The organism is Marivita sp. S6314 (genome assembly GCF_023015985.1).
Taxonomy (GTDB): domain Bacteria; phylum Pseudomonadota; class Alphaproteobacteria; order Rhodobacterales; family Rhodobacteraceae; genus Marivita.
In genome coordinates, this window is record NZ_JALKAO010000001.1 from 741,693 (window position 1) to 761,757 (window position 20,065).

The following is a 20,065-nucleotide window of genomic DNA, read 5'->3' on the forward strand; positions in this document are numbered from 1 at the left end:
GGGATCGGGTAAAAAATACATTTGATTTGCATTTTTCAGAGGGAAAACGTCAGAATTGGCTGAAATTCAGCGTTTCCAAGGGGCTGTTGTGTCCCAGATCGGCCGCGCGGCTTCTGCCGCTGCGACATCTTGCGCAATCCCGATATCCGCCAGCAGATGCGCGTCAAGCGCCGCCAGTTGCGCGCGGCTGCGCCGCAGGGCCAGAGCGGCATTCACGCGCTCCAGAACGGTTGCTTGCGACGTCCGGGCGTAAGACCGGCCAAATACGTTTTCCATCATGCTCATCATGTCACTACCCTTTCACATCCGTGATGAATTTCACTCAACCCATCGTCTTGCCTGATGCATATGGGCTTGTTATGCTCATTTGTGAAACGAATGTTTTTGAACTCAATCATCAAGGAATGTGATGTATGCGCAATCTGGACATCACGACGCTTCGATCCTTCATCGCCGTTTCAGATTCCGGCGGTGTGACGCGCGCGGCGGCTTTCCTGAACCTCACGCAATCGGCGGTGTCGATGCAGATCAAACGGCTGGAAGAAAGTCTTGATCTGACGCTGCTCGATCGGCAGGGGCGCGGGGTTGCGCTGACCTCTGCGGGGGAACAACTGCTCACATATGCCCGGCGCATCGTTGAACTGAACGACGAGGTTTACGGCAAGCTGACCAATACGGTCTGGGAGGGCGAGGTGGTCCTCGGCGTGCCGCATGACATCATCTATCCCGCGATCCCCAATGTCATGAAAGCCATGCAGCGGGATTTCCCAAGGGTCAAAGTGCAGTTGCTCAGCTCGTACACCAGTGACCTCAAGGATCAGTTCGCGCGCGGTACGGTGGATGTCATCCTCACAACAGAAACCAAACCCGACAGCACGGCCGAAATTCTGATGAAAGTCCCGTTGCGCTGGTACGGCGCGCCCGGTGGGCAGGCGTGGAAAAACTCACCGATCCCGGTGGCGTTTGGCAATCACTGCTCGTTCCGACCGGTGGCCTTGCGCAGTCTGGAAGACAAGGGCGCAACCTGGGATCTGGTTCTCACCTCCGACAGTGACCGCGCCATTGACGTGGCGGTCAGCGCCGATCTGGCGATCACGTCGGTGCTCGAAGGACACGAACCCCCACAATTCGAAGCGATTCCCAGCAGCGCGGATTTGCCCGATCTGGGGCATCAATCGGTTGCGCTTTACCGTGGAACTGCGCGGTCGCAGATCATCGAGCCGCTCTGCACCTTGCTGCGCCGCGAATTTGCGTCGATCTCGGGTGTCGATCTGCGGGCCGCTGCCGAATAACCGTCAGTCCCTGATGCGGATCACCACTTTGCCCGTGGATTTCCGCGATCGCAGCAACTCAAGCCCCTCTGCAACCTGGTCAAATGGCAGGGCGTGGCTGACATGCGGTTTCAGCTTTCCGTCGGCATACCACTCCAGAAGCGTGGCAAGGCTCTTGGTGACGATGTCGGGCCGGAATTGCAGGTATCCGCCCCAATACACCCCCAGCACGGACAGGTTCTTGACCAGCAGATGGTTCGATTTGATCTGCGGAACCGTGCCACTGGCAAACCCGATGGGCAGCAACCGCGCTTCCGGATTGCAGGATCGGAAGGCAGCGTCAAACTGTTCGCCACCAACCGGATCATAGACCACATCCGCCCCGCCCAGGGATTTCATCTCGGCGCGGATATCGGCGGAGTGCGCATCAATCAGATGATCGGCACCGGCGGCCTGTGCCGCCTTGAGCTTGTCTGCCCCGCGCGCGCAGGCCACGACAGTCGCGCCCATCAGCTTGCCGATTTCAACCGCCGTCAGCCCGACACCCCCGGCGGCCCCCAATACCAGAAGGGTTTCTCCCGGTTGCAGGCGGGCCCGGTGGTCAAGCGCCAGATGACTGGTGCCATAGGCGATCTGGAACGCCGCCGCATCGACCATCGGCATGTCATCCGGCAGGCGCACAGCGCGCGCGGCGTCAAAACAGCCAAACTCCGCAAGCCCCCCCTGCCCGCCAAACACCGCGACACGATCCCCGACAGCAAGACCGCTCACCGAGTCGCCGACCGCATCAACACGCCCCGCGACTTCCATCCCCAGGGTAAATGGCAGGTCCGGGGTGTCCTGATATGTGCCTTTGACCATCAGAAGATCGGCGAAATTCAGTCCACAGGCGTGAATCTCGACGCGAATCTCTCCAGAAGCAGGCTCTGGCATTAGGGTTTCCTTAAAGCCTGGCGTGGCATCATGGCTCTGAACTTGAAACGCCTTCATAGGATTGTCCTGTCTGGAATTATCATTTACCTGCGCAGCGTTACGCGCTTGCCGTCGCCGCCGCAAGCGCCCCACACAGCGTCAAATCACAATCGCTGAAAGGACGTCGTTAACGTTTTTTTATCATTTTTGTCGGTTCCCAAGCAAAATTCTTGCTCCAACTCATGTCATGCTATAGCGTCGACGCACCAACAATCGGATAGGTTGTTTCTTGGGGTTACTCTTAGCCAGGATATCCGCAATGCCAACCGACAGTAAAAAAAGTTCCGATTGATCTGACGAAAGGGAGCACGATGGCACATCCTGTTGACATACATGTTGGAAAACGGGTCCGGCATCGTCGGTGGTTGGTGGGCATGACCCAACAACAACTCGCCGAAAAAGTGGGAATCAAGTTTCAGCAAATCCAGAAATACGAAACCGGCGCAAATCGCGTCAGCGCATCCCGGCTTTGGGATATCGCTGATGCGCTCGACGTGCCGGTGGCGTTTTTCTTTGAAGGCATCGAAGAGGCACAACAAGAAGGCGCGGCTCCAGCCACGGCGTCTGATGCGGTCCCCTCTGACCTGTTGGGCGATAAAGAAGCGCTGGATCTGGTCCGGTCGTACTATGCGATTCCGGAAAATCAGCGGCGTCGCCTGTTCGAACTGGCACGCGTTCTGTCGGACGTTGCATGAATTGAACCGTCGCCTAAGGTGGCCCGATCTAACGGGCGACGCTTAGGGGGCGATTCATGACCAGGTTTTCCAGCACCGAAGCCACCGACCTCTGGGCGGTGGCTGAACGTATGGCGGACGCCGCGCGGGATGCGATCCTGCCGCATTTCCGGTCACGCAACCTCAGCACCGACAACAAACTGGCATCCGGCTTCGACCCCGTCACCATTGCAGACCGCGCCGCCGAAACGGCCATGCGCGCGGTGCTGGCCGAACACCGTCCCGATGACGGCATCCTTGGCGAAGAACATGGCAGCGTTGAGGGCACAACCGGCCTGACCTGGGTGCTTGATCCGATCGACGGCACGCGGTCGTTTATCAGCGGCACACCCACCTGGGGCGTCCTGATCGCGCTTTCCGATGACACCGGGCCGTTCATGGGCCTGATCGACCAGCCCTATGTCGGTGAACGCTTCATGGGCGGATTGGGACAGGCCCGCTGGACCGGCCCCGGCCGCGATGATGTGCTGCAGACAACAACCACCGCGACGCTCGCAGACGCCACATTGTTTTCCACCTTCCCCGAGATCGGAACAGAGGACGAACGGCGCGCGTTCCAGCGCGTGTCCGAGGCGGTCAAACTGACACGCTACGGGTGCGACTGTTACGCCTACGCACTGCTCGCCGCCGGGCAAATCGACCTCGTAATCGAAGCCGGATTGAACGCCTATGACATCCAAGGGCCCATCGCGGTGATCGAGGCCGCAGGCGGCATCGTGACGGATTGGACCGGCGCCCCGGCACATCACGGCGGCACCGCGCTCGCCGCGGCAACGCCGGAATTGCACGCTCAGGCATTGAATAAACTTTGCGGTGCATCACAATGAAAACGCTTCTGAAAAACTGTCAACACATTCTGACGATGGATGACGATCTGCAAGAAATGACAGGTGTCGACATCCTGATTGAAAACGGGGGCATTCAGTCCATTGGAGCAGAGACCGAAACTGCCGATGTTCACATCGACGCGTCCCATTGCGTTGTCACCCCCGGCCTGGTGAACACGCATCACCACCTGTACCAAACCCTGACACGGGCCGTGCCCGGCGGGCAGGACGCGTTGTTGTTCGGCTGGCTGCAAACGCTCTATCCGATCTGGTCCCGATTCGGGCCGGAAGAGATGTTTGTCTCGGCACAGATCGGACTGGCGGAACTGGCCTTGTCCGGCTGTTCGCTGACCTCTGACCACCTTTATCTCTATCCCAACGGCGCGCGTCTTGATGACACCATCGCGGCCGCGTCCGAGATCGGGATGCGCTTCCACCCGACGCGCGGCGCAATGAGCATCGGCGAAAGCGATGGCGGACTGCCGCCAGACAGCCTCGTCGAAGCGGAACACGCCATTCTGGAAGACAGCATCCGGGTCATCGACGCGCATCACGACTCATCCGAAGGCGCGATGGTGCGGGTCGGCGTCGCCCCCTGTTCCCCCTTCTCGGTCAGCCGTGACCTGATGCGCGACGCAGCGCTGCTGGCGCGGGACAAAGGGGTGATGTTGCACACGCATCTGGCGGAAAACGACGAAGACATCGCCTACAGCCTGGAAAAATTCGGTTGCCGCCCCGGGCAATACGCCGAAGATCTCGGTTGGACCGGGCCGGATGTCTGGCACGCGCATTGCGTGAAGCTGGACGGAGAAGAGATTGATCTCTTTGCAAGAACCCGGACCGGGGTTGCACATTGCCCCTGTTCGAATTGTCGCCTTGGATCCGGTATCGCGCCGGTGCGCCAGATGCGCGATGCCGGGGTCCACGTCGGTCTGGGTGTCGATGGATCGGCCAGCAATGACGCGGGCAACCTGATTGCAGAGGCGCGGCAAAGCATGCTTCTGCAGCGCGTGCAGAACGGCGCAGATGCCATGAGCGCGCGCGAAGCCCTCTTTATCGCCACGCGCGGCGGCGCAGAGGTGCTTGGCCGCAATGATTGTGGCCAAATCGCGGTGGGCAAACGCGCGGACATCGCCCTGTGGGACGTCTCGGGTGTGGAAAGCGCAGGCAGCTGGGATCCGGCGGCGCTGCTCCTGGCCGGTCCGACGCGGGTCAGACATCTGTTTGTCGAGGGCCGGCATATCGTGAAGGACAGCCAGATCACCACGCTGGACCTGCCGCGTGTGATCGAACGGCAGACGCAGCTTGCGCGCAACCTGATGACCTGAGCGGGGCACGCTTTGCGAAAAGCGTAGCCAGATGCGTCGAAGCATCTGGCACCCGGATGAGGATTTGTTAGTGTCGCTGCAAACCTATGCAGAATTCAGGGGCAGAGCATATGGCGCAGATCAAAACCACCCATGTCGGATCGCTGCCGCGCACGCAGAAAGTCGTCGATTTCATCTTTGCACGCGAGAACAAGCAGGCCTACGACCAAGCCGCGTTTGACGCGGCGATGACGGAAGGGGCCAGCGAAACGGTGCGCCGTCAGGTGGCTGCGGGCATCACCACGGTGTCGGACGGCGAGACGTCCAAGATCAGCTATGCCACCTATGTCAAAGACCGCTACACCGGGTTTGACGGTGACAGCCCGCGCAACGCACCAGCGGATCTCAAGCTCTATCCCAGCTTTCTGGAACGGCTCAAGGATGATGGCGGCACCCCGACCTATGCGCGCCCGATGTGCGTCGGCGAGGTCAAATCCAAGGGTCAGGGGGAATTGGAAACCGATATTGCCAACCTCAAGGCCGCGATGGCGGAACACGGCGCGCAAGAGGGGTTCATGAACGCCGCCTCCCCCGGCGTGATTTCGCTGTTTCTTCAGAACGACTATTACCCGACCCGCGACGCCTATCTGGCTGCATTGGCCGACGCGATGCGCGACGAATACCGCACCATTGTGGACAGTGGCCTGATGCTGCAACTCGACTGCCCCGATCTAGCGCTGTCGCGGCACATGCTGTTCACCGATCTGACCGACGCCGAGTTTGTCAAAATCGCGGACAGTCACGTCGAAGCGATGAACCACGCGCTGGACGGGATCGACCCGTCCCGCGTGCGGGTGCATATCTGCTGGGGCAATTACGAAGGCCCGCATGTCTGCGACATCGACATGGACACGGTGTTTCCGACCTTGATGAAGGTCGGGGCCAATCAGGTTCTGTTTGAAACATCCAATCCGCGTCATGCCCACGAATGGACCGTGTTCCGCGACCGCCAGTCAGAGATCCCGGATGACAAGGTGCTTGTGCCCGGTGTCATCGATTCGACCACCAATTTCGTCGAACATCCCGAGGTCGTGGCCCAGCGGATCGAGCGGTTCGCAAGCATTGTCGGCGCAGACCGGGTGATCGCGGGCAGCGATTGCGGGTTCGGCACCTTTGCCGGGTTCGGCGCGGTCGATCCCGAAATTGCCTATGCCAAGCTGGGGGCGCTGGCCGAAGGTGCCGCCCGTGCATCAGAGCGTCTGTAATCCATGATCGAACCAGTGGTCTTTTTGCCGGGCATGATGTGCGATGCGCGGCTTTTTGAACCTCAGATCCGGGCGTTTTCCGCCACCCATCCGGTGACCGTGGCCCCCATCACGCATGGCCAGAGAATCGAGGAGATCGCGTCGAACCTGTTATCCGTCCTGCCGCCGAAATTTGCGCTGGCGGGGTTGAGCATGGGCGGCATCGTCGCGATGGAGCTGTTGCGGCGCGCGCCGGAACGGATCTTGCGCGTGGCGCTGATGGACACCAATTGCCTGGCGGAAACGCCCCAGATGGCCGCCAACCGCGAACCCCAGATCATCAAGGTGAAGTCCGGCAAGCTGACAGAGGTAATGCGGGAGGAACTGAAGCCCAATTACCTGGCCCCGGGGCCGCGTCGGCCGCAGGTTCTGCAAACGGTGATGGACATGGCCCATACGCTGGGCCCCGACGTCTTCGTGAACCAGTCCCGCGCGCTGCAACGCCGCCGCGACCAACAATCGACCCTGCGCAAGATCCGTCAGCCCGCACTGGTCATGTGCGGCGCGCATGATGCGCTCTGCCCGGTCAAACGGCATAGCTTTATGGCCGAACTGATCCCCCACGCCCGTCTGGTTGTGCTGGAGGATGCCGGCCACCTGCCGACGCTGGAGACACCGGACGACACCAACGACGCTCTCTGGGAATGGCTGCACCAGCCCTACGTGCTTCGGTAAGGCCGCGACCCTTTGCAACCCAACGTCAGTCTGGACACAGGTTTTACGTCGTGACCTACCGGGGCTGGCAAAAGAGGCTTGGCATGACACAGATCACACGCACCGACATCCTGAACATCGTGACCCAGCGGGCCAAGGACCGCATCAAAGGCAGCGTTCGGCTGGAAATGCCGGATCTGTTTACGCTCTATGTGGATGAAACCGGCGCGGTTGAAAGCGACCGCGAGGCGGACATCACGCTGACCGCAAATTCAAACGTCTTCTACGAGATCGCGACCGGGGTTCAAAACCCGGCATCCGCCTTTATGACCCGCAAGCTCAAGGTCGACGGCAATCCGATGCGGGCCCTGAAAATCGGCGAGATTTTAAGCACAGAAGCCTAGCCCCCCGTCACATCCGCGCGCTTGACCGGCACGGGCGTATCGCATACGCCCCGACTGCGCGGAGGGCCGGACGGCCGCCCTGTCACAGGGGAGGAAAGTCCGGACTCCATGAAGCAAGGGTGCCGGGTAACGCCCGGGCAGAGCAATCTGACGGAAAGCGCCACAGAGAACAGACCGCCCTGCATGCAGGGCAAGGGTGAAACGGTGGGGTAAGAGCCCACCGGGGGCCTGGCAACAGGCCCCGCATGGCAAGCCCCACCCGGAGCAATGCCGAATAGGGGGATCGCGCCGCGCGTCGGCAGGGTCGCTTCAGCCCAGATCCCCGGGTTGGCAGCACGAGGCCACTGGCAACAGCGGTCCCAGATGAATGGTCGTCCCTCCGTTCGCGGAGGACAGAATCCGGCTTACAGGCCCTCCGCGCGTTTTTCCTGCCGAATTTGCGACGATCCGCCGGGATCGGGGTTGACTCGTGCGCGCGCGTGGTTAGAAGGCGCGTTCATACCGGAATTCACGAGGCCCCGCCAAAAGGCTGGTCTCGATGCAGGAGACGATCCCATGGCGAAGCCGACCACAATCAAAATCCGCCTGAACTCGTCTGCGGGCACAGGTCATTTCTACGTGACCAAGAAGAACGCGCGGACGATGACGGAAAAGATGACAGTGCGCAAATACGACCCCGTCGCGCGCAAACATGTTGAGTACAAAGAAGGCAAAATCAAGTAAGCCTTCCTCCTTCACGGACAGTGAAGATTTGCCGCGCCGGGCCCCGCCCAGCGCGGTTTTTTTGTGGCAGGCGCTCCTGTCTAGAATGGAGGAGTCGGCTCAAAACGGGCTGTTGGGTTGCCGGATTTATACGACCACTGTTCGCGGCTATTCCGTGTCCCAATGGTCCACTTGAGCGAGTTCCTGTCCTTTCTCGCAATCAGCAATTACGGGAGATTCACGTTGGCCTCCAAATCAATCACCTTAGGCGAAGCGCTCTCCGGAAAACTTGGTCGAAAACCGGGCCGCACCACTGTCGCAAGGTTCTGGTTCTCTCTGATGAAGCTTTTAGGCTTCGGCCTGCTGGCTTGCACACTCGCGTTGTTCGTTGTGGTGTTCTTGAGGCAACCAGCATTGGAGATGGTCCCGGTTTTGATCCTTTTCACGGCACTGATCATTTACTGGTGGCGTGTGAACCGCAGAGTTCGGGAAAGCAAACAGCACTTCCTGTTGAGCAATGATCGTCAAGGTTTCATGCATGATCTGCGACTGGATGAAAAAACGGTCGTCCTTGATGGAAGTAACATTTACCATCTTGGGCATGACAACGGGCTAGACGCCCAACCGCTTGGCGAGATCGCGCACCGTCTTCGTTCCCAAGGATATCGTGTCGTTTGCTTTTTTGACGCCAACATTTTTTACACACTTGGCGAGCACGGGGCATTCCCAAATGGCGAACGACATTCGCCGGCAATGCTTGAAGATATCTTCGGGCTCAACGAAGACGAAATCTATGTCGTGCCCAGCGGAGTTCAGGCAGACAAGTACATTCTGGAGTGCCTCAAACACATGCCAATATCTTTTGCCGTGACCAACGATAAATTCCGTGACTACGCGGACCAATACCCGACGGTGATGAAGGATAGTCTGTGGCGCAAGGGCTTGGTGATTTCAGGCGATGAAATCAAATTGCTTCAGCATCGATTTTCAGACCGAAACGAAGACTGATGGGACGACGGCTCGGTCCGATCTACAGACAATGATCGACGGACAACCCTCACACCCGCCGCTCTCCCATGACCCAGACGCCTGCAATCGCCCGATCATCGCCCATCATGATCGTCGGGAACACCGCCTCCCAGATGTCACTGGCCCGCGCGCTGCGTTGGGCGATGGCCGGAGTGGACGCCAGATCGAGCGCGATGAAATCGGCCTCTGTCCCCGGTGCCAAGGTCCCCACGCGGTCCGCAATCCGCAAGGCGTGGGCCGATCCTTCGGTGGCCAGCCACAGCAAGGTAGCCGGATGCAACGCCATACCACGCAATTGCGCCACCTCATAGGCTGCCGCCATCGTGCGGAGCATGGAAAACGACGACCCGCCGCCGGTGTCCGTGGCCAATCCGACGCGCTGGCCCGCGGTGATCAGACCCGCCATGTCGAACAGACCCGACCCGATGAAGGTATTCGACGTCGGGCAATGCACCAAAGCGCCGCCCACCTCGCGCAGCCGGTCGCGTTCGCGTGGCTCAAGATGGATGGCGTGACCATAAAGCCCGTTTGCCCCCAACAGCCCATGCGCCTCATACGTGTCCAAATAATCCCGCGCTTGCGGGAACAGGTCACGCACCCAAGCGATCTCATCCGTCTGTTCGCTCAGATGGGTTTGCATCGGGCAGTCCGGATGCTCGGCCCACAGCGCGCCCAACGCCGACAATTGCTCCGGCGTCGAGGTTGGCGAAAACCGGGGCGTGATCACGTAAGAGGCCCTGCCCTGCCCGTGCCACGCCTGCAACAAGGCCTTGCTGTCGTCATAGGCCGATTGCGCCGTGTCCCGCAGTCCATCGGGCGCGTTGCGGTCCATGCAGGTCTTGCCCCCCAGCACCCGCATCCCGCGCCGAGCGGCGGCCTCGAAATAGGCGGTCACGCTTTCGGGATGGATCGTGCAATAGCTGCACATCGTTGTCGTCCCATGGGAAAGCGCCAGATCGACATAGCGCGCCGCCACCTCGGACGCGTAACCGGGATCACCAAACCGCATCTCTTCGGGAAACGTGTAGGTGTTCAGCCAGTCGATCAGCCGTTTTCCCCAGCTCGCGATGATCGCCGTTTGTGGAAAATGCACATGGGCGTCCACAAATCCGGGCAAGAGCAGCCGGGCCCCATGATCCTCGACATCCGCCGCCGGATAGCTGCGCCGCAGCTCATCGGCGCTCCCCCGCGCCAGCACATGCCCGTCCTGCACGGCAATCGCGCCGCGGCTGTCATGGCGGACAGTATCCGGGCCTTCGATCATCGGGTTGTCCGAAAATGCCAGCGTCTGACCAAGGTGCAGGGTGATCTTTGACATGGTGTCTTCTTTTTTGTTTTGAGCCGGAGCAACCTATCTTGTCCTTATTCGTTGGTAAATCGAGGATCGGCCTTGTTGCGCCGCCTCAGTCCGACGTAGAAGTGGCGCAAACCGTCAGTTGAGGGGTAAGATGAGCGACGACCACACCATCGAAACACCCGAGGCCGAAGACGGCGATCAGGCCTATACGCTTGACCGCAAAGCCGTGGCCCAGATCCTTTATGCTGTGGATCTGGCGGACCGCGAAAAGCTGATCGCATTGATGGATCCGCTGCACCCGGCGGACATTGCGGACCTTCTGGAACAGATCAACGCGTTTGACCGGATGCGGTTGATCAAGCTGTATGACAAGGAATTCGACGGCGACATCCTGTCGGAACTCGATGAATCGATCCGCGAGGAAGTGATCGGCATCCTTGCGCCGGACGTGCTCGCCGACGCGGTCCGCGAGCTGGACAGCGATGATGTGGTCGACCTGCTTGAGGATCTCGACGAGCCTCAGCAAGAGGCGATCCTGGACGTTCTGGAAGACAGCGACCGGGTTGCCGTCGAGCAATCGCTGACCTTCCCGGAATACTCTGCCGGCCGACTGATGCAGCGCGAGGTGGTGATGGCCCCCGAGCACTGGAACGTCGGGGAAGCTATTGATTATATAAGGAATATCGAAAACCTGCCGGACCAGTTCTACCATGTCACGCTTGTGGACCCGAAACTGCACCCGGTCGGGAATGTCACCCTTGGCAAGCTCATGTCATCGCGCCGCGAGGTGCTGCTCAAGTCGATTGTCGAAGACGTGTTCCACGTCATACCCGTCGATCAGTACGAAGGCGACGTCGCGTATGCCTTCAACCAGTATCACCTGATTTCCGCCCCGGTGGTCGATGAAAACGACCGCTTGATCGGCATGATCACCATCGACGACGCGATGGCGGTCTTGGATGAAGAGCACGAAGAAGACATCCTGCGTCTCGCCGGTGTGGATGGCGAAAGCTCGCTGTCGGACCGGGTCAGGGAAACCACCAAGCGGCGCTTTCCGTGGTTGTTGGTCAACCTGATCACCTCGATCCTGGCAAGCCTTGTGATCGCGCAATTCGATGCGGCCATTGCCCAGATCGTCGCCTTGGCGGTGCTGATGCCGATTGTGGCGTCGATGGGGGGCAATGCGGGGACGCAATCGCTCACGGTTGCGGTGCGCGCTTTGGCGACCAAGGACCTGACAGGCTCGAACGTGTGGCGCGTGATCCGACGCGAAGTACTGGTTGGTCTGATCAACGGGATCGCTTTTGCCATCATCATGGGGATTGTCGGCGTGATCTGGTTTGGCATGCCGCTGCTTGGGCTTGTCATCGCTGCTGCGATGGTGATCAACCTTGTGGTGGCCGGTCTGGCCGGAACGGTGATCCCCGTTATCCTTGAGAAATTCGGAATCGATCCGGCGTTGGCGTCCGGCGCGTTCGTAACAACGGTCACGGATATTGTCGGGTTCTTTGCCTTCCTCGGACTGGCCGTGGTGGTGCTGCTATGACGTTGGACGAACACAAGAAACAGGCGCGCAAGGCCGCGTTCGCCCGCCGCGCCGCCGCCCATGCGCAGGCCCTTCCCGGAGCGGCAGGGCATCTGAGCGAGGTGCTCGCGGGCCATCGCGGCGTGCCGGTGTCAGGCTATGTCCCCATCCGGACCGAGATCGACCCCCTGCCCGCGATGGCCGAAGCGGCTGCGTATGGCCCGGTGGCCGTGCCGGTGATCCGCGCCGCCGGACAGCCCTTGGTGTTTTCGCAATGGGAGCCGGACTGCGCCATGGTGGAAGGCCCGTTCGGAGCCTTTGTTCCAGCCGAAGAACGGCTGATCACACCGGAAGTCCTGATTGTGCCACTGGTGGCGTTCTCTCGCTCCGGGGGGCGGTTGGGCTATGGTGGCGGGTTCTATGATCGCACGCTGGAAGGATTGCGCGCGCAACGCCCGACGCTGGCCATCGGCTTTGCCTTTGCGGCACAGGAAGCCGACGATCTGCCGCTTGAACCGACAGATCAACCGCTGGACATGATCGTGACCGAACGCGGCGTGATCGACATCCCGCGTTAACGCGCCGCTCGGTGCCGCTACCGATCCTTTGGATGAATGTCCTGCAGTCTCGACCGTATCTCGTCGACCTCGGACTGGGACCACCGAGAGGTCTTGCGCTCCTCGCGTGCCGGATGATGCGCAAGGCCAAGCTGAGGACTGTCGCGATAGGCGTGTCTGGGACGGATCGGACGTGGGGTTAATCCGCCGCCACATGTGGCGCAGACATTCCCCAACACGGTCTCGACGCAATGTGCACAATAGGTGCATTCATACGAACAGATGCGCGCATCCTCGGCGTCCGGCGGCAAATCCTTGCCGCACCATTCGCAGTTTGGCCTGAGTTCAAGCATCTCGCACCTCCTGGCGGCGGGACACGCACATCCCGCCCCCTATCCTGAAGCCCGACCGAGACGCCGTCAAAAAGATCAGGCGGCAAGCCACGCTTCGGCGGCCTCCTCGTCATCCAGCTCGAACGCCTTGATATCAATGCCCGGAAACAGCGCGCCTTCAACCTCGGCAGCGGTGCGAATCCAGGCCGCGTCACTCAGCACGGCGCAGCGATCGAACCGGCCCAGCAACCCGAACAACTTGGGCAGCCGCGACATCTCGACCGCGATGGCCCCCAGATCGGGAAAAGCAAAGGACGTGATCCGGTAGAGCATCACCCCGTTGTTGACGTCTTGGGACAAATGCAACAGTTCATCAAGGCCCGACGCCATCGTATCGGCATCCAGCCGTCCGGACAGATCAACATCAACCCGATTCGGGGCAGGTTTGGTGATTTTCAACATTTGGGGGGTCCTCCTTTGGCGGAAGACAATTACACCCTGTTTCGCGGAGTCGCGCCATGACCCACATCAAGCCCGATCACAACATGCGCACCATGAACTCGGCGGGAAAGGTGATCCCGGGCCGCAATTCTATGTCCACCTCGCCGCGCGCAACGAACCCCATGGATTGATAAAACGGCACCGCGGTGCGCGTGCTTTGGCAATGCAGTTGCGACATGCCCGACGCCTGTGCGTGCAGGATCAGATGATCCAGCAAGCGCCGCCCGATCCCTTCGCGCGTGCGCCTGTGATCTGTGACCACATGCCGGATGTGACCGATCCCGCGCATGCCGGGTTTCCCACCCGGCGCCTGCATCGTCCAGCCCCCTGCACCGACGATCTCATCGGCGTCGCACACCACGAAAAACGTACCGGACGCAATCAACGTCGGCTGTGCCTTGGAAATGAGCGGCACAGCGGTGACCAGCACCGACGGCGGGTAATCTGGTTTGAGCAGCACCGGGTAGCTGCGCCCGAACAAGGCGTCGAGCGCGTCAATATCCGCGCTGTCCGCGGGGCGCAGGGTCAGGGCGTCATTGGTCATAAGGCAGGCCTGTTTCTATGTGCACCAGCACTTAGCGCCCTGACTGCGCCGCGCCAGTGTCAGCCCTGCCAGGTTGCCCCCGCCGGATCGTCGGTTGACCGCACCCGGTACATCGACGCTTCGCCCGTCATCGCGGGCACAAGGCTGTGCGCCACATTCGGCGGCATCGCGGCCGTATCCCCGGGGTTGAGCACGGTTGATCCCCCATCCCACGACAACCGCCAATGCCCGCGCACCGGCATCAGCACTTCATGCGACGCCACGCTGTAGCGGTCTTCGGAAATGGACCCGCGCGTGATGAAATCGACCTCGAACCCGGGGCGGTCTTTCAGCTTGCCCTGCGCGCCGATGACATCCGCCGGAGCCGTGTCTGCCAACGCCATCAGATCCCAGTAGCGGGCTACGTAACCGGGAACCACATCGCGGGTGGTCGGTTCGGGAAACGCCTTCAATTCGTCATCCGTCAAAAGCGGCATCGGCTTGATGCCATCCGGCAGGGCCTGACCTTTCTTGGTGTCATAGAGCTTGCCGTTCTCCCCCAGAACCAATCCGTGATCCTTGGCGTCCTCGATCACCTGCGGAGCCCAGATCACACCACCCCCGGCATCGTCGCCGCCGAGGATCGCCATGATCATCCCGTAATCTGTGCCGATGTTCTCGAACCCCCGGAAAATGCCGGTCGGGATATTGAAGATGTCGCCTTCTTCCAGAACAACTTCACCGGCTGTGCCCCACCGGCCCCAGAAGAACCGCCACCGGCCCTTGAGCACGAAAAACACTTCCGCCGTGCGATGGCTGTGCAGCGAGTTGCGGCATTTCGGCGGCTGGCCTGCCGCGCCGATGTTGAACCCCGGCGTGTCGGTGATGTGCACATGCTGGTCAGCACTTTCCGAGACGCCGCCCCCGATGATGGTAAAGTTCTCTTTCTGGTCACTGCCGGGCGTGTGCGCGTCGATAAAGGCCGTGCGGCAGGGTTGCAGATCGCCGTAGCGCACGATGCGGGATTGGATGTCGAATGTCATGGAAATCGTCTTTCTCTGGTCCGGGAATAGGGTTGGCGAAAATCGCCACAGCCCGGCGGTCTGTTGTTCAACCGGCGCGCCCTCAGGCCTTGCCTGTGAACGTGAAATCGTCGCTGCGTTTCAGATTGGCGCAGGTGCGGAGCCCTCTGGCAATCGGGGCATTCAGGGCTGTTGCACACGGCCCCCTGCCCCTGCCCGATCCTTCGCCCCGCCAATCCCATGTGCTGTCACCCTGTCTTTTGCAGGATCTGCGTCCAGATCGCGGCTTCGTCAAACAGCGTCCATTCCCGCCGCAGACCACGTGGCCCAAACTCGGCATGGCTGATCCCCATGACATGAACGTCCGCGCCCGTCGGCGCACCAAACGTGCCCCACCCGTCATGTTTCCCGGTCAGCGACCAACGCACCGCAGCGCGCGGCGGCATCTTCGGGTCTTCCAGGCCAATCTGGTGGTGAATCTCGAAATCGGCAGACGGAAACGACGCCCGCAATCCCAGCCAGAACGCATCCACATCCGCCGTGCCATGCTCCGTCACCCCACCGGGATAATCCGCCTGAACCGCACGATCATACTGATCCGGGATCACCGAAAACTCGGCCTGCATCACACGGGTCAGCAACATGCCAAACGCCTGCCCCCACTGGTTGTCGTTGCCCCGGCCGGTATAGGGCCCTTGTGTGTCAATCTCGGGCCGGAACGGTTGCGTGTCCGGGTCCAGCCCGGCCAGCCGCTCTGCCGCCCAGTCCTTCACGTCAAAGCCCAGCTGACGGATCACCGCGCCATTGTCCCGGATCAGCCACTCATCGCTGATCATGTTGTTCTTGGCATAACAATCGGCAATCGCCCGGTACTTGACCTTGCGCCCGGTGGCCGGTCCGAACATCCCGTCACGGGTATGCGTCGCCGTCGACAGGATGCGGTGCGACGACAGCATCCCAACCTCGGGCGTGCCCGACCAGATCACGTCTTCGCCGAGCAACACCCGATCCGGAAACTCCACCAGCGTCGACATCGTCGCCGCGGTGGACCCCGGCTCTCCGAACGAGATGCCAGAGGGCATGCGCACGATCACCTCGGGATGATAGTAATCCCTCATCCGCGCGCCCAAGCCGCGATTTTCCCAGATCTCTTGCGTGATCCCAAGGATATAGTCCGGGAAATCCGTGAACCGGTTGTCAAAGCCTCTCATCGCAGTCCTTCCGGTATGCGCGCGGACCCCCGCAAAATCAGCGGTCCGTCAATTTCGATAATCCCCGCCTGTGCGGTCTTGTCCTCGATCTGTTCGATCAACGCGGCAACGGTGGTCTTGACCATCCGGCCCACAGGCTGGCGCACGGTGGTCAGGTCATAGCCCGCGAAACTGGCCATCGGCACATCATCATACCCGACAACCGACACATCGCCGGGCACCGAAAGCCCCAGTTCGGACCGCAGATGATCCAGCACCGCAAAGGCCATGTGATCATTGCCCACAAACAGCGCATCCACCCCCGCGTCGACAAGCCGCTGCGTTGCGTCGATGGCCGCCGCGTGATCGTAGCGCCCGTCCTCGACCCCCACCACCGCATGGCCCAGCGCCTCCAACTCGTCCAGAAATCCCCGCGTCCGGTCGCGGCCCGTCGATGACCCCTGCCACCCGCTGACATGGCCGATCCGTTCGTGCCCCCCCGCCACGAGGAACTCCGCCACTTTGCGCCCGCCCTCGCGGTTGGCCGACGTGACCTGCGCCAAACCGCTGCCCTCTTGGCCCCGGTTGAACAGGACAACCGGAATCCCTGCAGTATCGCACCGCCGGGCCAGCGCATCGCCCAACCCGACACTGGCCAGAACAATCCCGTCGACCTGATGATCCAGCATCTGTTGAATGACCCGGTCCGCATCCGCGTCCGTCGCCCCTTCGGCCAGCGTAAAGACAAGCGTATGGTACCCCTCGGCCTGCAACATGCGGCTGAACCGCTCAAGCGCATCCGGATAAAACGGGTTGCCCAGATAGGCGACCACTAGTCCGATAATCCGGCTGCGCCCGGTGATCAGGGACCGCGCCAGCACATTGGGGCGATAGCCCAGCTTGGTTGCCGCGCGCCGCACCTTGTCCGCAGTGTCCTTGCTTGCCGACGCGCCGGAAAACACCCGGCTCACCGCCGATTGGCTGACCCCGGCCAGCGCTGCCACATCAAATGAGGTGACGCGCTTGCTCATCCCGCCGTCCACCCGCCATCCACAAGGATCGAGGTCCCCGTCACCAGCCCGCTCGCGTCGGAGGCCAGAAACAGGCACGCCCCCATAATGTCTTCGACCTGCCCGACACGGGGCAGCTTGATCTTGCTGTCAATCCAGGCGCGCTTGTCCGGGTCGTCAAACGTGGGTTTGCTCAATTCGGTGAGGATAAAGGTCGGACAGATCGTGTTGACCCGAATACGCTCAGGCCCCCATTCAATCGCCATCGACTTGGTCATCCCCTCAACCGCATGTTTCGTGGCGCAGTAGACCGCCCGATCTACGCCACCGACATGGCCCATCTGGCTGCTGATCTGGATGATGGACCCACCGCGCCCCACCATCTGTCGCGCCGCCTTCTGCGCGAGGAAAAACGCCGCCTTGATATTGATCTGTGAAACCACATCAAAATCATCCGGTGTCGTATCGAGGGATGGCGAATGCCGGGCCAGCCCCGCAGAATTCACAAGGATATCAATGGGTCCATGCGCGGCATACACCGCATCCACAGCATCGTGATCCGTCACATCAAGGGATACACCATCCGCGCTGAACCCCGCCGCAACGATATCCTCGGCGGCCTGGCGCACCTGCTCGGCTCCACGGGCCGCAACAATCACATGCGCCCCTGCCTCGGCCAATGCCACGGCACAGCCCAAGCCAATTCCGCGCGATCCACCGGTGACCAACGCCCGTTTTCCATCAAGCCGGAATGACGGCGTTCTGGGTAGGGTCATGGCTGCGGCCTCCGAGTCTTGCATAGGTGTGCAACGAACGCTACTCCCGGCATCCCACCCTGTCCAGCCCTAGATCACGCCGGATAGGCAATCCCCCGAAACGCCGGGAAATCCGCATAGCGCGCCTGCCGCACATCCCGCGCCTCGGGCGGCGCGGTCCCGGCGCGGATCAACGTCCCCCGCGGCGTGATATAGCTGTCGATCCGCCTATCGGGATCGGGCCGCCACGCGATATTAAACGCACAGAGCTTTGGAAAAAACCACAGTTCTGCAAAGGGCAGATGATCATACAGCCACCACGCCAGATCGCGCCAGTCCCGCCCCAGCGCGTACTGATCCGCAAACCACGGGATCACGATGCTGGCCCCGGCCACAGGCGTGTCGGGCAAATCCCAGATGTGGCATTCCAGCGGATAGTCATTGCGCGCGCAGTTCAGCCCGTTTTCATTGCCGAACCGATTAAGCGCCGCCGACCGGAACCCGGACCGCACTGCGATCCGGCCAAAGGTCTCTTGCAGCGGGTCCAGCAGCGTCTCGCAAAACGCCTGTCCCCGCGCAATCGCAAGGTCAGGATCATCGGGGATGTTCTGCATCTGGTGAAAGTTGCCGATCTCCGAATACAGGAACTCCCGCATGAAAAAATGCTTCGACAAACGCACCCGGCCCAGCGTCTCCAGGCTCCACATGCTTTGCGGACGTCTCAATACCCGGTCCAGCGGAAGGCATGGTCACCGTCGCGCAGCGGTGAGAACGGATTATGCGCAACCTCCCAGATATGCCCTTCAGGATCGCTGAAATACCCGTGATAGCCGCCCCAGAACACCTCCTGCGCCGGTTTCAGGAGCGTCCCACCGGCTTCCGCCACCCGGGCCATCACCGCATCCACGTCGTCACGCGTCCGCGTGTTGTAGCCCAGCGTCATGCCACCATGCCCAAGCTGCGCAACGTCCACGCCGATATCGGCCGCCAACTTCTCCAACGGATACAGGCCAAGGGTCTGCCCGATCAGGTCAAACGCGATGACGCCATCCTGCGTCTCCACCCGGGCCCAGCCCAGCGCCTCGTAAAAGGCCGCCACCGCGCCCATGTCGCGCACGCCCAGCGTGATCAGCGATACCCTTTGCTCCATTTCAGCTCCTCCATCCGGTCAAACACATCCACACCGATCTGGGCATACATGTCCAGCAGATCGACAAGGACCCAGTTTTCGCGGATCAGACCGTCCTCCAGCCGCCAGAAATCAAGGCTGCGCAGGGTGATCTCCCGGTCGAGCGGCGGAAGGCCCAACCATCCGGCACCGCTCAGGATCTGGCACATGTTGGGCCAACCCGTCACCCCCACATACGGGCCTTCAGCCATGAAATGATGCGTGGTCTTGTCGGGCCTCTGCCCGCGATCCGGCATCGCATTCAAAAACGGGATCTGGTGAAAGCGGCGAAATTCATCGACACCGCGCGCGGTCCCAATCCCGCAAGGCCCATACCACATGAACTTCGGGTGCCAGAACCGCTCAAGCTCCATCACCTCCGGCCCGCCCTGCATGGGATGCCGGATCATCGCCCCCAACATATCAACCACATGCCTGCCGCTTGCCTCGGACAGCACCGGATCATGGGGCCCAAGGCCGTCTTGCGTCATTGGCGCGGGCGCGTGCAAAAACCGCCCCAGCTGCGGTGCCATCGGCCACACATCCGCCTGCATCATCATTTCAGGAATATCCCAAAGCGCCTGCATCTCGACGCAAACACCGTCCTCAATCCGGTAAAACTCGTGAAAGCGCAGACACGCCGAACGCCCGGTGGCCGGAATACCCAACCAATCGCCCACCCAGGTCCCGGCATATTGCCCGCCAGAGCCAACCCACATCGCGCCATCCGCATCCTGTCCGGCGATCCGAATGAACTCTTGTCGCTCCAGATCCGGCAGGGCGGCGCGCAACGGCTCGAACGCCTGCGCCCAAAGGGCCGCATACCCAACCATATCTCCCAACGGATGGGCCAACCGGCACACCGCATCCGGCGCAAACACCTGCTCTGCATGGCCCGAAAAATCGCGCCACGCGTCAAACACGGGCGTCATCACATCCCGGGCGGACGACACATCAGACATGGGTTCCCCCTGCTTCTCT

Annotated in this window: 24 protein-coding genes and 1 other RNA gene; 12 read left to right on the forward strand and 13 right to left on the reverse strand. The window is 61.1% G+C overall.

The window, feature by feature from the left end; translation table 11 throughout:
- Positions 1-66: 66 nt before the first annotated feature.
- The gene (locus tag MWU54_RS03690; RefSeq protein ID WP_247080844.1) at positions 67-288 is read right to left on the reverse strand and encodes a DUF1127 domain-containing protein; all 222 of its coding nucleotides are present in this window, start codon (positions 286-288) and stop codon (positions 67-69) included.
- 125 nt (positions 289-413) lie between these two features.
- Between MWU54_RS03690 and MWU54_RS03695 the strand changes: the two genes are divergently transcribed.
- The gene (locus MWU54_RS03695) at positions 414-1,292 is read left to right on the forward strand and encodes a LysR family transcriptional regulator (RefSeq protein ID WP_247080845.1); all 879 of its coding nucleotides are present in this window, start codon (positions 414-416) and stop codon (positions 1,290-1,292) included.
- A gap of 3 nt (positions 1,293-1,295) precedes the next feature.
- Here the strand turns inward: MWU54_RS03695 and MWU54_RS03700 are convergent, their stop codons facing one another.
- Positions 1,296-2,261 carry an NADPH:quinone oxidoreductase family protein gene (locus MWU54_RS03700; protein WP_247080846.1) on the reverse strand — a complete coding sequence of 322 codons (966 nt, stop codon included), beginning with the start codon at positions 2,259-2,261 and terminating at the stop codon, positions 1,296-1,298.
- A 293-nt stretch (positions 2,262-2,554) separates the two neighbouring features.
- On the opposite strand from MWU54_RS03700, the gene MWU54_RS03705 reads away from it, so the two are divergent.
- The 9 genes from MWU54_RS03705 to MWU54_RS03745 all read left to right on the forward strand — a co-directional run bounded on the left by MWU54_RS03705 (position 2,555) and on the right by MWU54_RS03745 (position 9,183).
- A complete protein-coding gene (locus MWU54_RS03705) occupies positions 2,555-2,938 on the forward strand; it encodes a helix-turn-helix transcriptional regulator (RefSeq protein WP_247080848.1) in 384 nt (127 codons plus the stop codon).
- 56 nt (positions 2,939-2,994) lie between these two features.
- Entirely contained in the window at positions 2,995-3,804 is an 810-nt protein-coding gene (hisN, locus tag MWU54_RS03710; protein WP_247080850.1) for a histidinol-phosphatase, read from the forward strand.
- Complete coding sequence (locus tag MWU54_RS03715; RefSeq protein ID WP_247080851.1) at positions 3,801-5,132, forward strand: 8-oxoguanine deaminase; 1,332 nt, start codon at positions 3,801-3,803, stop codon at positions 5,130-5,132. Before hisN ends, MWU54_RS03715 begins: the two co-directional genes overlap by 4 nt.
- 110 nt (positions 5,133-5,242) lie before the next feature.
- Entirely contained in the window at positions 5,243-6,376 is a 1,134-nt protein-coding gene (locus MWU54_RS03720; protein ID WP_247080852.1) for a cobalamin-independent methionine synthase II family protein, read from the forward strand.
- A gap of 3 nt (positions 6,377-6,379) precedes the next feature.
- Positions 6,380-7,090, forward strand: a complete 711-nt coding sequence (locus tag MWU54_RS03725; protein WP_247080853.1) for an alpha/beta hydrolase — start codon at positions 6,380-6,382, stop codon at positions 7,088-7,090.
- Positions 7,091-7,173: 83 nt separating this feature from the next.
- Positions 7,174-7,473, forward strand: a complete 300-nt coding sequence (locus MWU54_RS03730) for an SCP2 sterol-binding domain-containing protein (protein ID WP_247080854.1) — start codon at positions 7,174-7,176, stop codon at positions 7,471-7,473.
- 58 nt (positions 7,474-7,531) lie between these two features.
- Positions 7,532-7,896: RNase P RNA component class A (gene rnpB / locus MWU54_RS03735), an RNA gene on the forward strand.
- Positions 7,897-8,028: 132 nt separating this feature from the next.
- Positions 8,029-8,196, forward strand: a complete 168-nt coding sequence (gene rpmG, locus MWU54_RS03740) for a 50S ribosomal protein L33 (protein ID WP_008885060.1) — start codon at positions 8,029-8,031, stop codon at positions 8,194-8,196.
- Positions 8,197-8,367: 171 nt separating this feature from the next.
- The gene (locus tag MWU54_RS03745; RefSeq protein ID WP_247080855.1) at positions 8,368-9,183 is read left to right on the forward strand and encodes a hypothetical protein; all 816 of its coding nucleotides are present in this window, start codon (positions 8,368-8,370) and stop codon (positions 9,181-9,183) included.
- A 49-nt stretch (positions 9,184-9,232) separates the two neighbouring features.
- On the opposite strand, the gene guaD is transcribed toward MWU54_RS03745, so the two are convergent.
- The gene (gene guaD / locus MWU54_RS03750; RefSeq protein WP_247080856.1) at positions 9,233-10,522 is read right to left on the reverse strand and encodes a guanine deaminase; all 1,290 of its coding nucleotides are present in this window, start codon (positions 10,520-10,522) and stop codon (positions 9,233-9,235) included.
- A gap of 130 nt (positions 10,523-10,652) precedes the next feature.
- Here guaD and mgtE point away from each other — a divergent pair, with 130 nt between their 5' ends.
- Both mgtE and MWU54_RS03760 read left to right on the forward strand, forming a co-directional pair.
- Positions 10,653-12,047, forward strand: coding sequence for a magnesium transporter (mgtE, locus tag MWU54_RS03755; RefSeq protein WP_247080857.1), 1,395 nt, complete (start codon positions 10,653-10,655; stop codon positions 12,045-12,047).
- A complete protein-coding gene (locus MWU54_RS03760) occupies positions 12,044-12,604 on the forward strand; it encodes a 5-formyltetrahydrofolate cyclo-ligase (protein ID WP_247080859.1) in 561 nt (186 codons plus the stop codon). The genes mgtE and MWU54_RS03760 overlap by 4 nt, the downstream gene beginning before the upstream one ends.
- 17 nt (positions 12,605-12,621) lie before the next feature.
- Here the strand turns inward: MWU54_RS03760 and MWU54_RS03765 are convergent, their stop codons facing one another.
- The 10 genes from MWU54_RS03765 to MWU54_RS03810 all read right to left on the reverse strand — a co-directional run bounded on the left by MWU54_RS03765 (position 12,622) and on the right by MWU54_RS03810 (position 20,046).
- A complete protein-coding gene (locus tag MWU54_RS03765) occupies positions 12,622-12,936 on the reverse strand; it encodes a DUF1272 domain-containing protein (RefSeq protein WP_247080861.1) in 315 nt (104 codons plus the stop codon).
- Positions 12,937-13,011: 75 nt separating this feature from the next.
- Positions 13,012-13,377 (reverse strand): STAS/SEC14 domain-containing protein, encoded by a 366-nt coding sequence (locus tag MWU54_RS03770; protein WP_247080863.1) that lies wholly within the window; start codon positions 13,375-13,377, stop codon positions 13,012-13,014.
- A gap of 76 nt (positions 13,378-13,453) precedes the next feature.
- Positions 13,454-13,960 carry a GNAT family N-acetyltransferase gene (locus MWU54_RS03775; RefSeq protein WP_247080865.1) on the reverse strand — a complete coding sequence of 169 codons (507 nt, stop codon included), beginning with the start codon at positions 13,958-13,960 and terminating at the stop codon, positions 13,454-13,456.
- A 59-nt stretch (positions 13,961-14,019) separates the two neighbouring features.
- The gene (locus MWU54_RS03780) at positions 14,020-14,982 is read right to left on the reverse strand and encodes a cupin domain-containing protein (RefSeq protein WP_247080867.1); all 963 of its coding nucleotides are present in this window, start codon (positions 14,980-14,982) and stop codon (positions 14,020-14,022) included.
- Between the two features lie 227 nt (positions 14,983-15,209).
- Positions 15,210-16,172, reverse strand: coding sequence for an ester cyclase (locus MWU54_RS03785; RefSeq protein ID WP_247080868.1), 963 nt, complete (start codon positions 16,170-16,172; stop codon positions 15,210-15,212).
- Positions 16,169-17,182, reverse strand: coding sequence for a LacI family DNA-binding transcriptional regulator (locus MWU54_RS03790; RefSeq protein WP_247080869.1), 1,014 nt, complete (start codon positions 17,180-17,182; stop codon positions 16,169-16,171). The genes MWU54_RS03785 and MWU54_RS03790 overlap by 4 nt, the downstream gene beginning before the upstream one ends.
- Positions 17,179-17,937 carry a glucose 1-dehydrogenase gene (locus MWU54_RS03795; RefSeq protein WP_247080870.1) on the reverse strand — a complete coding sequence of 253 codons (759 nt, stop codon included), beginning with the start codon at positions 17,935-17,937 and terminating at the stop codon, positions 17,179-17,181. Before MWU54_RS03795 ends, MWU54_RS03790 begins: the two co-directional genes overlap by 4 nt.
- Before the next feature lie 74 nt (positions 17,938-18,011).
- Positions 18,012-18,623 (reverse strand): hypothetical protein, encoded by a 612-nt coding sequence (locus MWU54_RS03800; RefSeq protein WP_247080871.1) that lies wholly within the window; start codon positions 18,621-18,623, stop codon positions 18,012-18,014.
- 14 nt (positions 18,624-18,637) lie between these two features.
- Positions 18,638-19,066, reverse strand: coding sequence for a VOC family protein (locus MWU54_RS03805; RefSeq protein ID WP_247080872.1), 429 nt, complete (start codon positions 19,064-19,066; stop codon positions 18,638-18,640).
- Positions 19,045-20,046: an ester cyclase gene (locus tag MWU54_RS03810; RefSeq protein ID WP_247080873.1), complete on the reverse strand. Its 1,002-nt coding sequence runs from the start codon at positions 20,044-20,046 to the stop codon at positions 19,045-19,047. The genes MWU54_RS03805 and MWU54_RS03810 overlap by 22 nt, the downstream gene beginning before the upstream one ends.
- Positions 20,047-20,065: the final 19 nt, after the last annotated feature.

Bases quoted from the DNA above. Each gene is read 5' to 3' on its own strand.
- MWU54_RS03720 (WP_247080852.1), top strand. From the start codon at position 5,243: ATGGCGCAGATCAAAACCACCCATGTCGGATCGCTGCCGCGCACGCAG.
- MWU54_RS03700 (WP_247080846.1), bottom strand. From the start codon at position 2,261: ATGAAGGCGTTTCAAGTTCAGAGCCATGATGCCACGCCAGGCTTTAAG.
- MWU54_RS03795 (WP_247080870.1), bottom strand. From the start codon at position 17,937: ATGACCCTACCCAGAACGCCGTCATTCCGGCTTGATGGAAAACGGGCG.
- MWU54_RS03725 (WP_247080853.1), top strand. From the start codon at position 6,380: ATGATCGAACCAGTGGTCTTTTTGCCGGGCATGATGTGCGATGCGCGG.
- MWU54_RS03810 (WP_247080873.1), bottom strand. From the start codon at position 20,046: ATGTCTGATGTGTCGTCCGCCCGGGATGTGATGACGCCCGTGTTTGAC.
- MWU54_RS03765 (WP_247080861.1), bottom strand. From the start codon at position 12,936: ATGCTTGAACTCAGGCCAAACTGCGAATGGTGCGGCAAGGATTTGCCG.
- hisN (WP_247080850.1), top strand. From the start codon at position 2,995: ATGACCAGGTTTTCCAGCACCGAAGCCACCGACCTCTGGGCGGTGGCT.
- MWU54_RS03805 (WP_247080872.1), bottom strand. From the start codon at position 19,066: ATGGAGCAAAGGGTATCGCTGATCACGCTGGGCGTGCGCGACATGGGC.
- MWU54_RS03790 (WP_247080869.1), bottom strand. From the start codon at position 17,182: ATGAGCAAGCGCGTCACCTCATTTGATGTGGCAGCGCTGGCCGGGGTC.
- rpmG (WP_008885060.1), top strand. From the start codon at position 8,029: ATGGCGAAGCCGACCACAATCAAAATCCGCCTGAACTCGTCTGCGGGC.
- MWU54_RS03715 (WP_247080851.1), top strand. From the start codon at position 3,801: ATGAAAACGCTTCTGAAAAACTGTCAACACATTCTGACGATGGATGAC.
- MWU54_RS03780 (WP_247080867.1), bottom strand. From the start codon at position 14,982: ATGACATTCGACATCCAATCCCGCATCGTGCGCTACGGCGATCTGCAA.
- MWU54_RS03785 (WP_247080868.1), bottom strand. From the start codon at position 16,172: ATGAGAGGCTTTGACAACCGGTTCACGGATTTCCCGGACTATATCCTT.
- MWU54_RS03695 (WP_247080845.1), top strand. From the start codon at position 414: ATGCGCAATCTGGACATCACGACGCTTCGATCCTTCATCGCCGTTTCA.
- MWU54_RS03730 (WP_247080854.1), top strand. From the start codon at position 7,174: ATGACACAGATCACACGCACCGACATCCTGAACATCGTGACCCAGCGG.
- MWU54_RS03800 (WP_247080871.1), bottom strand. From the start codon at position 18,623: ATGTGGAGCCTGGAGACGCTGGGCCGGGTGCGTTTGTCGAAGCATTTT.
- MWU54_RS03705 (WP_247080848.1), top strand. From the start codon at position 2,555: ATGGCACATCCTGTTGACATACATGTTGGAAAACGGGTCCGGCATCGT.
- MWU54_RS03690 (WP_247080844.1), bottom strand. From the start codon at position 288: ATGATGAGCATGATGGAAAACGTATTTGGCCGGTCTTACGCCCGGACG.
- MWU54_RS03770 (WP_247080863.1), bottom strand. From the start codon at position 13,377: ATGTTGAAAATCACCAAACCTGCCCCGAATCGGGTTGATGTTGATCTG.
- mgtE (WP_247080857.1), top strand. From the start codon at position 10,653: ATGAGCGACGACCACACCATCGAAACACCCGAGGCCGAAGACGGCGAT.
- guaD (WP_247080856.1), bottom strand. From the start codon at position 10,522: ATGTCAAAGATCACCCTGCACCTTGGTCAGACGCTGGCATTTTCGGAC.
- MWU54_RS03760 (WP_247080859.1), top strand. From the start codon at position 12,044: ATGACGTTGGACGAACACAAGAAACAGGCGCGCAAGGCCGCGTTCGCC.
- MWU54_RS03775 (WP_247080865.1), bottom strand. From the start codon at position 13,960: ATGACCAATGACGCCCTGACCCTGCGCCCCGCGGACAGCGCGGATATT.